14 protein-coding genes are annotated in these 14,566 nt (G+C 36.2%); 1 reads left to right on the top strand and 13 read right to left on the bottom strand.

Going from position 1 to position 14,566, the window contains the following annotated elements:
• Window positions 1-15 precede the first annotated feature (15 nt).
• From EG342_RS12845 to EG342_RS12790, 12 genes are all read right to left on the bottom strand, one after another.
• Window positions 16-792, bottom strand: coding sequence for an alpha/beta fold hydrolase (locus EG342_RS12845; protein WP_103293482.1), 777 nt, complete (start codon window positions 790-792; stop codon window positions 16-18).
• 2 nt (window positions 793-794) lie between these two features.
• Window positions 795-1,784 carry an NAD(P)H-dependent flavin oxidoreductase gene (locus EG342_RS12840; RefSeq protein WP_246008616.1) on the bottom strand — a complete coding sequence of 330 codons (990 nt, stop codon included), beginning with the start codon at window positions 1,782-1,784 and terminating at the stop codon, window positions 795-797.
• A gap of 72 nt (window positions 1,785-1,856) precedes the next feature.
• On the bottom strand, window positions 1,857-2,354 hold the full coding sequence (locus EG342_RS12835) for a hypothetical protein (protein WP_103293483.1): 498 nt from the start codon (window positions 2,352-2,354) through the stop codon (window positions 1,857-1,859).
• A gap of 92 nt (window positions 2,355-2,446) precedes the next feature.
• On the bottom strand, window positions 2,447-3,814 hold the full coding sequence (locus tag EG342_RS12830) for a peptidylprolyl isomerase (RefSeq protein WP_103293484.1): 1,368 nt from the start codon (window positions 3,812-3,814) through the stop codon (window positions 2,447-2,449).
• 87 nt (window positions 3,815-3,901) lie between these two features.
• Window positions 3,902-4,825: a PfkB family carbohydrate kinase gene (locus EG342_RS12825; protein ID WP_103293485.1), complete on the bottom strand. Its 924-nt coding sequence runs from the start codon at window positions 4,823-4,825 to the stop codon at window positions 3,902-3,904.
• Between the two features lie 28 nt (window positions 4,826-4,853).
• Entirely contained in the window at window positions 4,854-5,411 is a 558-nt protein-coding gene (gene gldD / locus EG342_RS12820; protein WP_103293486.1) for a gliding motility lipoprotein GldD, read from the bottom strand.
• A 44-nt stretch (window positions 5,412-5,455) separates the two neighbouring features.
• Window positions 5,456-6,490 carry an A/G-specific adenine glycosylase gene (gene mutY, locus EG342_RS12815; protein WP_164465177.1) on the bottom strand — a complete coding sequence of 345 codons (1,035 nt, stop codon included), beginning with the start codon at window positions 6,488-6,490 and terminating at the stop codon, window positions 5,456-5,458.
• 136 nt (window positions 6,491-6,626) lie between these two features.
• A complete protein-coding gene (locus EG342_RS12810) occupies window positions 6,627-7,280 on the bottom strand; it encodes a hypothetical protein (protein ID WP_123868093.1) in 654 nt (217 codons plus the stop codon).
• Window positions 7,277-8,485: a peptidoglycan recognition protein family protein gene (locus tag EG342_RS12805; RefSeq protein ID WP_103293488.1), complete on the bottom strand. Its 1,209-nt coding sequence runs from the start codon at window positions 8,483-8,485 to the stop codon at window positions 7,277-7,279. The genes EG342_RS12810 and EG342_RS12805 overlap by 4 nt, the downstream gene beginning before the upstream one ends.
• Window positions 8,486-8,569: 84 nt before the next feature.
• Window positions 8,570-9,031 carry a hypothetical protein gene (locus EG342_RS12800; protein WP_123895819.1) on the bottom strand — a complete coding sequence of 154 codons (462 nt, stop codon included), beginning with the start codon at window positions 9,029-9,031 and terminating at the stop codon, window positions 8,570-8,572.
• A gap of 78 nt (window positions 9,032-9,109) precedes the next feature.
• A complete protein-coding gene (locus tag EG342_RS12795; protein ID WP_103293490.1) occupies window positions 9,110-10,471 on the bottom strand; it encodes a DUF5458 family protein in 1,362 nt (453 codons plus the stop codon).
• A gap of 20 nt (window positions 10,472-10,491) precedes the next feature.
• A complete protein-coding gene (locus tag EG342_RS12790) occupies window positions 10,492-10,938 on the bottom strand; it encodes a type VI secretion system contractile sheath small subunit (protein ID WP_246008615.1) in 447 nt (148 codons plus the stop codon).
• 361 nt (window positions 10,939-11,299) lie between these two features.
• Between EG342_RS12790 and EG342_RS12785 the strand changes: the two genes are divergently transcribed.
• Complete coding sequence (locus tag EG342_RS12785; protein ID WP_103293492.1) at window positions 11,300-12,346, top strand: hypothetical protein; 1,047 nt, start codon at window positions 11,300-11,302, stop codon at window positions 12,344-12,346.
• Between the two features lie 61 nt (window positions 12,347-12,407).
• Here EG342_RS12785 and EG342_RS12780 read toward each other — a convergent pair whose 3' ends face one another.
• Complete coding sequence (locus EG342_RS12780) at window positions 12,408-14,504, bottom strand: M13 family metallopeptidase (RefSeq protein ID WP_103293493.1); 2,097 nt, start codon at window positions 14,502-14,504, stop codon at window positions 12,408-12,410.
• Window positions 14,505-14,566: the final 62 nt, after the last annotated feature.

The following is a 14,566-nucleotide window of genomic DNA, read 5'->3' as shown; positions in this document are numbered from 1 at the left end:
CAGTCTTTTTATATTTTATTGTAATGATTTTATAAACTGAGCGGCTCTCAACAATACCAGTTCCGGGGCTTCTTTGTGAGGCGTGTGCCCTATTCCCGGAATAATGTACTTTTCAGCACGACCACTTACCTGGGAAACGGTTTTCTCTACCTGATCCAGGGTTCCATATTCATCAGCTTCTCCCTGAATAAATAATAGCGGACAGGTGATATGCTTCAAAAGATGTTCAATATTCCAGCTTCTGTAATCATCCCGGGTCCAGGTTTCTGTCCAGGCTCTGAACAATGTATCTACTTTATCGCCATGATATTTTTGCAGACGTTCCGGCAAGTTTGTCGTTTTGTAGGCTTCCCAGGCATCATAAACACCCTTTAAAGTGACATCTTCCACAAAGATATGCCCGGCTTCGCAAACAACAGCTCTTACCCATTCCGGATATACTGCTGCCATGATCAGGGCAATTGTGCCACCATCACTATGCCCGAATAAAATAACATCCTCAATGTCAGGTTCAATTTCAAGCAAAAGATCATGCAATACATGTGCTTCCAGTTCCATATAATTTACCGGTCTTTCATGAGTCGGCATCGGATCTGATTTTCCGTATCCCAGCCGATCATAGACAAGGACGTTACATCCTGTAGCCTCACACAGCCTGGTAGGAAAATCTCTCCAAAGCTGTACTGAGCCTAATGAATCGTGTAAGAAAACAATGGTTGGTCTTTTTTCGTCTGAATTATGATATTCTATGTAAAATTTTTGCCCTTTTACTTCAAGTATTCTTCCATTCATTCTTAAAAAGCAGGCATTTTCGTTTCTTCAAATTCTTTCAAAAGGTGGCTGAAAACCGTTTCTACCGGAAGAATATCATCAATCAATGCAGATACCTGTCCTATTTCAAGTTCACCATCTTCCATGTCTCCTTCAAACATTCCGCGCTTTGCTCTGGCTCTTCCTAATGAGGCTATCAGAGCATCTTTGTCTCTTCCGCTATGATAGATATCTTCAAGTTCGTTGAAAAATTTATTTTTAACCATTCTTACAGGAGCCAGTTCTTTTAGGGTAAGATGAGTATCACCTTCCTGTAATTCGGTGATTTTCTTTTTCCAGTTTTCATGGGCACTTGCTTCGATAGTCGCCGCAAAACGGGATCCGATCTGCACTCCGTCAGCACCTAAAATCATGGCAGCTTTTACCTGTGATCCCAATGCAATTCCTCCCGCCGCGATTAAAGGTTTGGAAATATGTTTTTTAACATTTGGAATAAGGCAAAAGGTAGTTGTTTCATCTCGTCCGTTGTGGCCTCCGGCTTCAAAACCTTCTGCTACAATAGCGTCTACTCCTGCATCTTCACATTTCATTGCAAATTTGGTTGAGGAAACAACGTGAGCTACTTTTATCCCTTCTTTCTGAAGTGTTTCCGTATAGGTTTTCGGATTTCCGGCTGATGTAAAGACTATTTTCACGCCTTCTTCCAGAATAATCTGAATGATCTCTTCAAGATTAGGGTATAACATCGGTACATTTACCCCAAACGGTTTGTTTGTAGCTTGCTTACATTTTTGAATATTTTCTCTTAAAACATCAGGATACATGCTCCCTGCGCCTATTAATCCTAACCCGCCACAATTGGAAACTGCTGACGCAAGTCTCCAGCCTGAATGCCAGATCATACCAGCCTGGATAATCGGATATCTTGTATTGAAAAGTTCTGTAATTCTATTTTGATTGGCTTTCATATCATGAAGCTTTTTTGCCGAATTGAAATCTATAAAATTGCTCATGCGTAAAAATACTAAAAACAACGATTATCAGACATTTCTAATCCGGAAAAAATCTATGAAATAATTAAATTGTTATTTTTTATATTGTATTAAAACGGTGTCTACGATTGAGTTAATCTTTAAAAACTTCCGAATGAGTTGAGCAACTGCCTGAGGGATATTATCTTCATTTAATTCTACCCATCCCTCCATCAAAGTCAATGGGCCATATTTTACACTTATATTGGGCCAGTCCTCCTGATATTTCAAAAACTCATCTCTAAAATCCTGTGCAAAATTTCTAGCTGCTATTTTATAGGCTTTCAGCTCTCTTAGTTTCAGGGCGTGAATATTATAACAGATCTTTTTTTCACTGAGGGTTTTATCGCTGATCCAGATTGAAAAGAAAATTCTCCCGGCAGCATCTATCGGCGACTGTGGATTGGATGACCATTCGGGTTTATACATTTTCAGGGCAGCAGATTCAAGAACAATGTCAACAGATAGTTTTAACCCATTATAATCCGGTTTCTCTTCAGCTACTTCTGCGGCAGCCAACCTTAGTTTTTCAAGATAAAAGGTATGATCCATTATTCTTGTTTTTGTAAAGATATTAAATCCTTTCTTTCCTGTCTTAAAGTTTTAATCAAAAAAAACCTTCAGAAATTCTGAAGGTTTTGATTTTATTTTTTGATTGATTCTTTCTTCCAATTGGACTTGAAATTACAATTATCATAACGTCCGTCAATAGAAATAAAAGTTGTCGGTAATTTGGAATTTACAAACTTCTCTACCATTTCATTTTTCTTCTTATTGAGAGCCATTTGCTTGATTCGGCTAAAATCTGTTTCCAATGTAATCTGGTGTGCAGGAATAACATCTTCTACTTTTATGATTTTAACTGCTTTTCTTCTGTTTTCATCATCTTCAAAAGCTGTGGTAATATCTCCTTTGTTCAAACCTGCCAATTCATAGCTGATTGTTCCCGGAATACTTTCTCTTTCAATTTTATCAGAACCATCTGCTCCAGGAATAATCCCGGCATTGAATTTTGTTCTTTTATCATCCGAGAATTTAAATGCTGCATCCTTAAATGTCATTTTCCCATTCTGGATCAGACCTCTGATACTATCTAATTTTGCTTTTGCCGTTTTAATTTCATCCTCAGTAGGAGTAGCTTTCAACAAGATATGTCTTGCATCATATACTTTTCCTGATCTCTTTAACAACTGAATGATATGATATCCGAATTCCGATTCTACAGGATCTGAAATTTCATTATCCTGAAGGTTTAATGCTGCAGCTTCAAACGGCTTCACCATCTGCCCTTTATTGATATTCTTATATAATCCTCCGTTAGAAGCAGATCCTTCATCTTCAGAATAAATTCTAGCCTGGCTTTCAAAGGTTTCACCTCCAAGAATATCTTGTTTGATCTTTTTTAATCTATTGATAAGTTCTTGTTTGTGAGCCTCCTTCAATGTAGGATATATCATAATCTGTGCTAATGTAACCTCATCTTTTACCTGAGGCAGCTGCGTTTTGTATAGATTATAGAAATCAGTAACTTCATTTGGCGTTACGTCCGCTTTATCTGTAACTCTCTGATATTTTGCCTGCCCGTAATATTGGTCAATATCGATTTTTTCGATTGCGTTCTTCATTTCATAAGAATTTCTGAACTTATAAGCGGCAAGCAATGCCTTTTCATCCGGAAATTGAGAAAGCAACTGACGGTATTTTGCATTAGCCTGCTCTTTGATAGCGGCAGAACGGTTTTCAATTAAAGTATCTTTTTTTGCTTCGTATACAAGAAGTTTATTACTGATAAGGTTTTCCAGGAACTCACATTTGTCTGTGTTATTAGCTCCCTGCTGTTTCCCATAATTCATCTGTTCAGTTACATCAGATTCCAAGACAATCTCATTCCCGATAACAGCAGCAATACCATCCACCAAATCTCCTGGTTTTAACTGGGCGTTCATCATATTTGAAGAGAATATCATCATGAAAATCCCAAGGAGAAAAGTGATTTTTAGTTTATTTGTCATTTTACTATTTTAAACAAGTTGCAAATTTAGAATTCTTAACGAATTTTACTCAATTTTTTATTATAAATATTTCTTAAAAAGACTTATTTACTGCAGTTCAACATCAAATGTCGTCAATTCTTTAAATTGTCTCAATCTGCTGAACATATCCGATTCGTTTACTTCTTCTATTCTTTGGGTTCCGAATTTTTCCACAGTGAATGATGCCATTGCAGATCCTACGATCAAAGCAGACTTCATTGTTTCAAAATCGATTTTTCCTTTTTTCGCAAGATAAGCAGCAAAACCACCCGCAAAAGTATCTCCGGCACCGGTTGGATCAAAAACATCTTCTAACGGAAGTGCAGGAATTGCAAATACTTTACCGTCATGGAAAAGTAAAGCTCCGTGTTCTCCTTTTTTGATGATCACATATTCAGGTCCCATAGTGTGGATCTTTTTAGCAGCTTTTACTAAAGAATATTCTCCTGAAAGTTGTCTTGCCTCTTCGTCATTGATGGTGATTACATCAGTTTTTGCAATCATATCCATCAAAATATCCCAGGCACAATCCATCCAGAAATTCATGGTATCAAGGATAACAAGTTTAGGACGGTTGTTCATTTTTTCCAATACAGATAACTGAACTCCAGGGTGTAGGTTCCCTAGTAATAAAATTTCGGCATCCTGCATTGAATCCGGAATTTTCGGATCAAAATTTTCCAGCACATTCACCTCTGTAGCCAGCGTATCTCTGGTATTCAAGTCATTGTGGTATCTTCCTGACCAAAAGAATGTTTTTCCTTCTTTTACGATTTCAATTCCTTCGATGTTTACTTCTCTGTTTGTGAACATATCAAGATGTTCCTGTGGAAAGTCTCCTCCTACTACAGAAACGATACCCGATTTAACGCCTAAAATAGATGAAGTAATCCCAATATAAGTGGCAGCTCCGCCTAAAATTTTGTCCGTTTTACCAAATGGTGTTTCAATTGCATCAAATGCAACACTTCCTACAACTAAAAGTTTCATATATTTTTCAATGTATATTAAAAGTAAATTAATTTTTCCATTCAAAAGAATCCAGCAGATGTTTCATATCATTTTTAATATAGTTTACTGCAGGAGCCAGAGAGTCCGGTTTCGGTCTCGTATTAAAGTATAAATAAGCAGTTACGAAGTGTTTCGTACTGTCTGTAATGTAAAACTGAAGATTAGAAGCACTTTGTCCTTTCAATTCATAGAAATTCCCATACACTTTTTTCTCAGGGTATTCGAATGATTTCGTATCTATAGAACTGGCTTTAATGGTATGTTCATAGACCATTTTTTCAGCTTCTTTGATGTGTTCTGCAAAGTCATTTTGTATCGGATAATACGTCACGAAAAGTTTGGCTTTCATTTTTGGATAGTTCAGATAAAACCAGCATGGCTTTTTGGCAGCTGTAATGGTAGCAAAATCTGAATATTCAAAGGTATAGGCACAATTGTTTTCAAACTTTTGGTATTTCGGTGCCGGATATTCAAGACGCAATTCTCCGTACGGTTTCGGGGCAGTGTCTTTTCCACATGAAATTAAAAGCAGTGATACAAAAATAAAAATGACTTTTTTTATCATTTTGCAAAAGTACAAATTAGATTTCAGATTTAAGAAGACAAATTTCAGTCTTTCAGAGAGTTTTGAATGTAATTTTCCAAAGGTTTTGGAAACGATTTTTCATGAGATCCTTCCACATCGGTAATGAGGTATTGATTATCAGTGATAAAATCATTCCAGATCTTTTCGGAAGTCACCTCAACATTCAATATTTCAATGCTTAAATTCTTATGAGTCAGCTTATGGGTAATGGTTTTGGAATTTGTAATGAATGGTTCCATATCCTCAGAAATAGCATCCGGGAATTCAAATAACTTCTTCCAGATAAAGTCATCTTTTCTCTGGCGGATCAAAAATTCTCCATTTCTGTGAACAAAATAATAGGTTAAGGCAAGATCTTCCGCCTTTACTTTTTTAGTTTTTACCGGATATTCTGATATTTTCTGAAGGGAAAAAGCCAGACAATCTTCATTAATAGGGCATTCATCACAAAGAGGATTTTTGGGTTTGCATATTTCAGAGCCGAGATCCATCATCGCCTGATTGAAATCGCCTACATTTTCAGGCATCACCAAAGTGGCTAATTCTGAAAAATAAGTAAAAGCTCTTGAATTTGAAATATCAAAATCATCAGCAAAGAAACGGCTCAGAACCCGATAGAAATTACCATCTACGGCAGGCATCTTTCCTCCAAAACAAATGCTGGAAACTGCAGCTGCCGTGTATTTCCCTACTCCTTTTAATTTCAGAATTTCTTCATACTGAGAGGGAAATGCTCCATGGTAATCATTCATAATCTGTTGGGCAGCAGTATGAATATTAATCGCTCTGGAATAATATCCCAGACCTTTCCAGTACAATAAGACCTCATTTTCTTCAGCTTCTGCCAAGGTTTCTACATCCGGAAATCTTTCGATAAAATTATTGTAATGATTAAGCCCTTGATTGATTCTTGTCTGCTGAAATACAATTTCGCAGATCCAGATTTTATAGGGGTCTTTTGTCTGTCTGAAAGGCAGATCCCGTGCATTATTTCTATACCAATCCAAAAGCCTGTTTCCCACATGCAGAAAATCTGTGGCTGTTCTATTTTTTTCCAAAAAGCGTAATCTGTTTAAATCATTGAAGAGAAAAGCTCTCTTCATCATGAGCATTGTTGCAAGTCTGCAAAGATAAGCTTATTCTTTTTTCCGGAATATAAATTGTGAAATAGGATTTTTAGTTCATACAGGACGACTATACGCTGCAATCTGTAGAGGCGAAATCTATAATGGTCAGATACCACTTCCCTTGTATGTTGGTGATATAAAAAACAAAAGTCCCACCAACACTGTTTACTGTTACTCTTCGGCTTTTTAATTCTATTTTCTTAAACTTTTCTCCCTCTTTTTCCAATTCTATTTTTTTCTTCGGATCTAATTTCTCACCAACGATATCCGAAAAATGTTTGATAAAGAAACTTACCGACTCCGATAGTGTATGAAATTTATTTTCTGAAGCAACGAAAATTCCTTCTTTTTTAATCTTTTCACATTCAAAAAAAGACTGTTCGGTAAACTCTATTTTATTTAAATCCAAATTTCCTATTTTATATTTTTCCAAAAATGATTGATACGGAATTCCGGCTGATTCCATAGTTCCTTTCTCCAAGCATTTTTTGTTCAGACAAACTTTCTGAAATTTTTCCCAACTATTATTTGCCCCTATTGTAGTAATAAGTACAAGACCAGTTTCTGGATTTATTAACTGATTAAATTTTTCTGAATCTTTCTGGTTATAGATTTCCACTACTTTTTTAACAATCTGCTTTATTTCTTTATTCTGCCCATGCAAAGAATCGCAACCTGAAAAAATAATTGATGTAAGGAGTATTAATAATATTTTTTTCATAAACATTCATTTAATAGTGGAAAAATAGCATCTTTAACAACCTGTCCTTCTCCAGCAGTCTTCGATTGCATTTCTTCATGCGTAAAAATATTTTCTTTTTTTAGATTATATTTTTTCATCAACGTAACAACAATACATTTCACCGATTTAACTTGTGCATCCGTCAATTCATCCCAATAAATATCCTCATCAATCCACTTTCCATTAAGCCTCCGTTGTCCTTTAAATGATTTTGTTAGTTTAACAGAGGTCGGATCTTTTACTTTATAATCATAAACAGTGTAGAGGTCTTTTCCTACTTTATAGTAAGCCATCCCAATTACTTCTATTCCGATAGAGTTTTCAGTTTGAACTTCCATATGACCAGTTCTCGCAGTCTCATTCATAATATGATTGGAAAACTGATCTAGTTTAATAGGCTGGAAAATTTCTCCATCCACACCACGCGATCCTTCAACATAGAAATGAGTACCTTTTGAATGTGCAATAGCTCCTGAAATTGAGGATCCAATCGTTCTATGTAAAACGATTGCAATAACTTTTTGGATTCCATTGTTTCCCTTTACCTTACTTTCTGCCTTCGTATGAACAACATTTAGTCCGCTTAATAATTCTTTATCAATAGAATAAACATTGCATTCACAGTATTTAATCCCAAACCATTTCCCATTTTCATCAAGCCAGTAATTGGATTTGGAAGATTTCTGAGAGTCATTTTCATGACCTGCTGCATTTCTTCCCATGTAAGTAATATTGAAGCCGGGATTATGTTTATCAGCATCGACCAGTAAACAGGTATAGACTTTTTTGTCTTTGGCTTTATTAATTTTATTTCCCCACGCTTCAATGTCTTTTTTGTCAGTAGAAGGCTGAAGTTTTACTTTATAAACGGCTCGTCCATCTTTGTCTACTGTTGCCGAAAGCAGACCTTGTGTATCTTTATCATCCTGAAGTAGATCTACGACGGCAAAGTCTTTACCATCAAAAACGCCATCGCGGTCAAGGATATTCACTTCTATTTTTTTACCGATTAAACCTGTTGTTTCAACAATAATATAAACTGTATCTCCCACAGAAGCAGCATTGATCTGAACATATTTATTATTTTCAATCTTAGTAACGTAGGCATTAAGAACTATAGCATTAGCCATAGTAAGAGGTTCTCTTTTGATCTCGGACCATGTTTCAAAACTTACTCCTACCATATGTTTATAATTTAATGATTAGACAGGAAATACTTCGCCAGAATAGCTTTACATCGACATTTTGAGTGATCTTTCTAAAAAAAATTATTTCTTCACAGAATATACAGGAGCTGACTTTAGCCACTGATATTTAAGGTTCATATCTTCGGCAATAAAACGGTAACCTTTTAGCTGTTTAAGGTAAACATATATTGAATCATTACCGTGATCTTTTAATTTTAATCTTTGAGGAGAAAGGAATTTAATAGGAAATTCTACCGTGGAGTCTCTGACCGTTTTTAAGACTTTACCGGCATTCACTTTATAAATAAAAAAGCCTCTTCCACGTCCTTTTGAACTATCGATAAGCTTTACACCTGAACCTGCAATAACGAGCTCACTGCCATCGAAGCATTCTTCTTTATTCATGATGTAAGCCTTTCCTTCCTGCTTTTCATCGGCAAAAAGATCTTCTTCATAATGGGCCGGACTTTGGTATTTTTTTTCACAACTTACAAAAAAAGCCATCCATACAACAGGCAGGCTCATGATAAGCTTTTTTTTCATTTTAATATTCATAGGTGTGTTGGTAGAAAAAAACCGATGTAAAAATTGCATCGGTTTTTATTATTTTAAAATATTTTTTTACTCCTGAGTGTACTCTGCATCCCATTCGTTACCATCATCTCCTTTATGTCCGTCAAGTTTAATAACAAAACTTTTCGTAGGGAAATAAGGTGTCATACGGATATCAAGCCATACTCTGTCTTTGTTTACTCTATCCTGCTCGAAACGAACAATCTTGAATTTCTCAATCAATTTGTCCGGTCCTTTGATATTATCCAGGAAGGTTACAATTTGTCTTCTTAAATCATCTTCGTTCTTAGCATTCCAGTTTTCGAAGGCTCTTCTGTTCAGGAAGTCCAGTAATACTTTAGTTACATAGTCGAATACACGAACTACGGAATACGTCTGAAGACCAATATTGTCTCCTGTAAATAATGTTTTCGCAGAGAAAGCCATAATTTTTCCGTACTCGTTTACCATGGGTACAAGACCCATTTTTTCCAACTGAGAAATTTCACTTTTCTTCAATTCGAATTTTACAGCGTCTACCTCATTGATGTTACCATGTTTTTTACCGGCTGCCACCTGAGACATTAATGTTTTATGGATTTTTCCGGCTAATGAAGTGGAAGGTGGAAGTTCTACATTCTCTTCTTCTCCTACTTCTTCTGCTTTTCCGCGTCCTACCAACCAGTTACAAGTCATAATTACGTTACTTCTGTGAAGTTCACCACCTGTAAGGTTTGCAGAATGGAATAAGTCTACAACATCGTCCGGTTTATCAAGATTGGCGAAATCCGTAACCATCATTACTTTGTTCTCGTTACAGATCTTTGCCCATTTTTCGATTACTTTATTGGAACCTAAATACCCCGGGATTGCAAGAATTGAGTAATTATCTCTAAGATCCAAACGATCGTAATAATTCTTAAATTCATCAGAAATAGCATCTATAAATAGAGGATTATCTAAGTCTGAAACCTGTTCAAGGCTTGCGTTCACTATACTTACGTTATCCACTTTATCCAATTCTGTATTTTTGTAGAATTGAGCTACTGTTCTGTAGTTGGTTTCCAACAGACGAACGGCATCGAGTGTATTTTTTAAGTTTGTTTTCAGATTCTGATCGGCTTGCTGTGCTTTTGTCTTGCACGTATCGGCCATTTTATCTGCTGGTTCATTACCTTCTAAAAGGCTTACCCAAAGATTAATTTTCTGAAGAAGTTCCTTTCTTTCATCTGATTTATTACCATCATTCAGGAAGATTTCTTTTCTTGCCTTTCTTGTAGGGTTCATATTGGCAATACCGTCTACGACGGATTCAACAAAGCCAAAACCTCCCATTTTATTCAGCTCTGCAAGGGGGTTGCCCTTCGGCTGCCCTGAGTGTTGCTGTTGACCCTGCTGCTGGCTTTCTTGTGCCTGTAATTTGCTATCCATGATTTAATGTAAGTCTTTAATTATTTTTCAAGTTCTTGTGCCACTTCTTTCAATACTTCTATGAACGCCGCTCTTGTCTGATCGTTCTCCAGCATATTGCGTAGAATTTTATTAGTTTTCAGCTGACGTACAATTTTGTTGTACTGCTCCTGCTCCATACTCAATTGCTGTAGATAGTCTGATTTTTGAGTAAGGCTTTTAGGAGTAAAGTCTCCAAGATTTTGAAAACGGAATTCTTCTTCAACTACGCTTCCATCTTCTGTTTCATGTTGTACTGCTACTGAAGGTTGAAAGTGTTTGAAGACATCTTCTACGGTTTTTAATCCTGTTACAATTTCAGGGGTATAAGATTCTTCTGTTGTAAGTTGGCTTACTATCAGTGATTTATTTTCCTGTATTTCCTGAATAGCTTCATTAGCGTCTACTTTTACCTCGTTTCCGCCAACACCATAATTAAACATTGCCATATTATTATTATTTTGAGATTTCTTGTTTTGGTTTGGATCTGTCTTTGAGTAATTTACAGATGATTCAAATAAATTACCAATCCAGTGTTTAAATTTAAAAAAAAACTGTAACATACAAAATTTTGTCAAGATTTTTCTTGATTTATTTAAAGTTATCTACAATTATTTAACATAAGATCAAACTCTTATGATGTCACTAAGCTATGAAAAATAAATAAAATATATCATAAAAAAATAAAATAAAACATTGTACCGCAATCTTCTGCAAAAAGTATCACATAAATGTTAAAATAAGAATGCTCTGCAATGTAATAAAATACAGAAAAAAAAATCTTTATATTTAAACAAAGTAAACACAGTCATGAAAGATGTGAAGATAGCATTCAGAAAGCCAATATTTCCGGTTTCAGAAGCACTACAGCAATATCTGGAAAAATATAACAGAACGACAAAGATTCAGTTTTTGTATGAAGACCTCCTGAGATTTAGCGATAGTGTGAATATTCTCGATAAAGACGGCAAAGATACCTTGTGGCTTGGGGTAATGTATCCTGAATATGAATTTAAAGAAATAGAGGCTAATTTAAATAAGATTTATACTCTTCTCCATTCCGATGGAGATACAGCTACTTTACCTTATCTGAAAGTAGATACCATCGATTTCTGCACCTTTGGAAACTCCAAACCTTTCCGGGTTCGGGTGAGAAATATCCTGAATGATAATTATACTAATTTTTACATTAAACAGGCGGATGCTTCCCGCATATACGGACTGGAACTTGAAGATTTGCTGTCTCCCAACCGCATTAACTTCCTTATTTATAAAAATACTTTGATTGAAGAGCATATCTTAGGAATTCCCGGAGATGTTTTTATTCAGAAACATATGCACAACTGTACCGAATTGGAAAAGGCCCAGATTTCCAAGGAATTTGTAAAATTCAATGAGCGTTGCCTTATTGGACTCCTCGGTGACATGCGTTCTTACAATTATGTTGTTATTCCTATACACGATTTCGACCAGGTTATATACAGAATCCGCCCTATCGATTTTGATCAGCAGACTTATGAGGGGAATTTAAAAGTTTATCTTCCCCAGTATTTTAAAGAAAACCATCAAATGGTCAGTATGGTAATGGAAAAACTGAAACCCAGCTCTATAGAACAGTACCGCAAAGAAGTGCGCTCACAGATTGTAAAAAGAGTGACCAGCAGCAAAACCCGATTTGATGAACTCATTACTATTATGAAAACAGATAATATTGCACCTGAAGCCAATGTTACTGAGCTAAAGACTGCATTACAAAAACTGACTTACGATGTGAATTTCAAGTATTGCAAAACTATGGGTGATATTATAGAAACCGGAATAAAGTTTGTTCTTCGGAATTATAAAAAAGCCTATTAAAAAGAAAATCCGTCCCATTTTATTGAGGCGGATTTTTCTTTTCTAACAATTTTCGGTACAACTACCAAATTTTTATTCTGTCCTGAGGCGCTTTATACATTTTGTCCCCAGACTTGATATCAAATGCTTTGATAAATGAATCCTGATTTACCAACGGCCCGAATGCTCTGTACATTCCTGGTGAATGCGGATCTGTTTTCACCTGATTGATCATATACTGATCGGTGGCTTTGGTTCTCCAAACAGTCGCCCAGCTCATAAAGAATCTCTGATCCTGAGTGAATCCACTGATTTTACCCGGGTTTCCTTTATCTTTCAGATACATCTGAAGAGCATCGTATGCAACGGCAACGCCTCCAAGGTCACCGATATTCTCACCACTGGTAAATTTACCGTTTACGAAACTGCCTTTTACTGGTTCATAAGCACTATATTGAGCAGCAAGCTGTCCTACTTTGGCATCAAAGTTCTTACGATCGGCATCTGTCCACCAGTTATTAAGGTTTCCATCACCATCAAAACGGGAACCACTATCATCGAATCCATGAGAAATCTCGTGGCCTATAACTGCTCCGATACCACCAAAGTTAACGGCTGCATCTGCATTAGGATTATAGAAAGGAGGCTGAAGAATGGCTGCAGGGAATACAATCTCATTGTTTGAACCGCTGTAGTACGCATTTACAGTTTGCGGAGACATTCCCCACTCTGTTCTGTCAACCGGTTTTCCTACTTTATCAAGACTTCTCTGGTACTGCCATGCTGAAACATTCTGAAGGTTTGAATATAATGTAGCTCCCTGCTTTGGAGATTCTACCTTTAATTGGGTATAATCTTTCCATTTATCAGGATAAGCAATTTTTACGGTAAACTTGGATAGCTTTTCCTGAGCTTTCACTTTTGTATCGGGAGACATCCAGTCGATGCCTGCAATATGAGATTTGAATGATTTTAAAAGATAATCAATATAGGTTTCCATCTGCTGTTTAGCCTCCGGAGTAAAGTATTTTTCAACATACAATTTACCGAAAGCTTCTCCAAGAACTCCATTTACAAGAGTAAGCCCTCTTTTGTTCATTGGACGCTGCTCTTTCTGTCCCTGAAGATATTTAGCATAAAAATCAAATCTGATCTGCTCAAGACTATCATCCAGATTACTTGCATTACCATTGATTAAATGATATTTTAAATAATCCTTTAATAAAGGAAGATTCTTCTGCGTCACAAACTGATCCATATTCTGGTAGTACTTCAGTTCACCGATAATTACCCTGTCTGTATTTACTCCGGCCTCCTTCAGGTATTTTGCAAGATCAATATTTTTAACCAGACCTGATAATTCTGATACATTTTTAGGATTGTATCTAAGGTTAGCATCTCTGTTCTGCTCAAGTGTCAATAAATAATTGGCCAGTTGCTTCTCAAAGTCAACCACATTTTGAGCAGTCTGCGCTGAGTTTTTATATCCTAAAACTCCGAATAATTTCCCAACATATGTTTGGTATTCTGCCAACGTTTTGGTGTTTGCTTCATTTACTTTCTGGTAATAATCTCTTCCCAAACCAAGATCCGGGCCTCCAAGATACACGGCATTCATTTTGGAGTTTTTCATATCTGCCCTTACGCCCCATCCATAGAATGAATTGTCACCTAATTTTGTAGCTTCCAAAAGATATTTTTGTAAGTCACTAAGGCTTTTAATAGCATCAATTTTAGCAAGATCTCCTTTGATTGGAGCCAGTCCTTCAGCATTTCTTTTACCGGTGTCCATGAAAGAAGCGTACAGATTCTGAATCTTCTGCCCTTCAGAACCTGCCGGATAAGTTTCCGTTAAAATTTTGTTTAAAATATCTAATGAAGCATCATCTACATTTTCTCTCAACGCATTGAAGGAGCCCCAATTGGCCTTATCAGAAGGAATCTGAGTGGTCTTCACCCAATTTCCATTGACATAGCTAAAAAAGTCATCCTGTGGGCGAACACTCGTATCCATATAAGATAAATTGATCCCTTCTTCTTTCATTTCTTCTTTTACTGGTTTTGCAGCACTTGCCGTAGCTTCAGTTTTTGCATCTGTTCCTGTAGTTTTTGCTGCACCACATGAATTAAGAAATACAATACCCGAAAGGGCAAGTATTCCAATATTTAGCTTTTTCATTAAAGATAGTTTTTGATTTTACACAAACGTATCAAATATACAAACTTTCATGATAAGTAATA

The sequence above is a fragment of the Chryseobacterium lactis genome (genome assembly GCF_003815875.1).
Taxonomy (GTDB): Bacteria; Bacteroidota; Bacteroidia; order Flavobacteriales; family Weeksellaceae; genus Chryseobacterium; species Chryseobacterium lactis.
The sequence above is the reverse complement of the archived record's forward strand: the minus strand, read 5'-3'. Positions and strand labels throughout refer to the sequence as shown.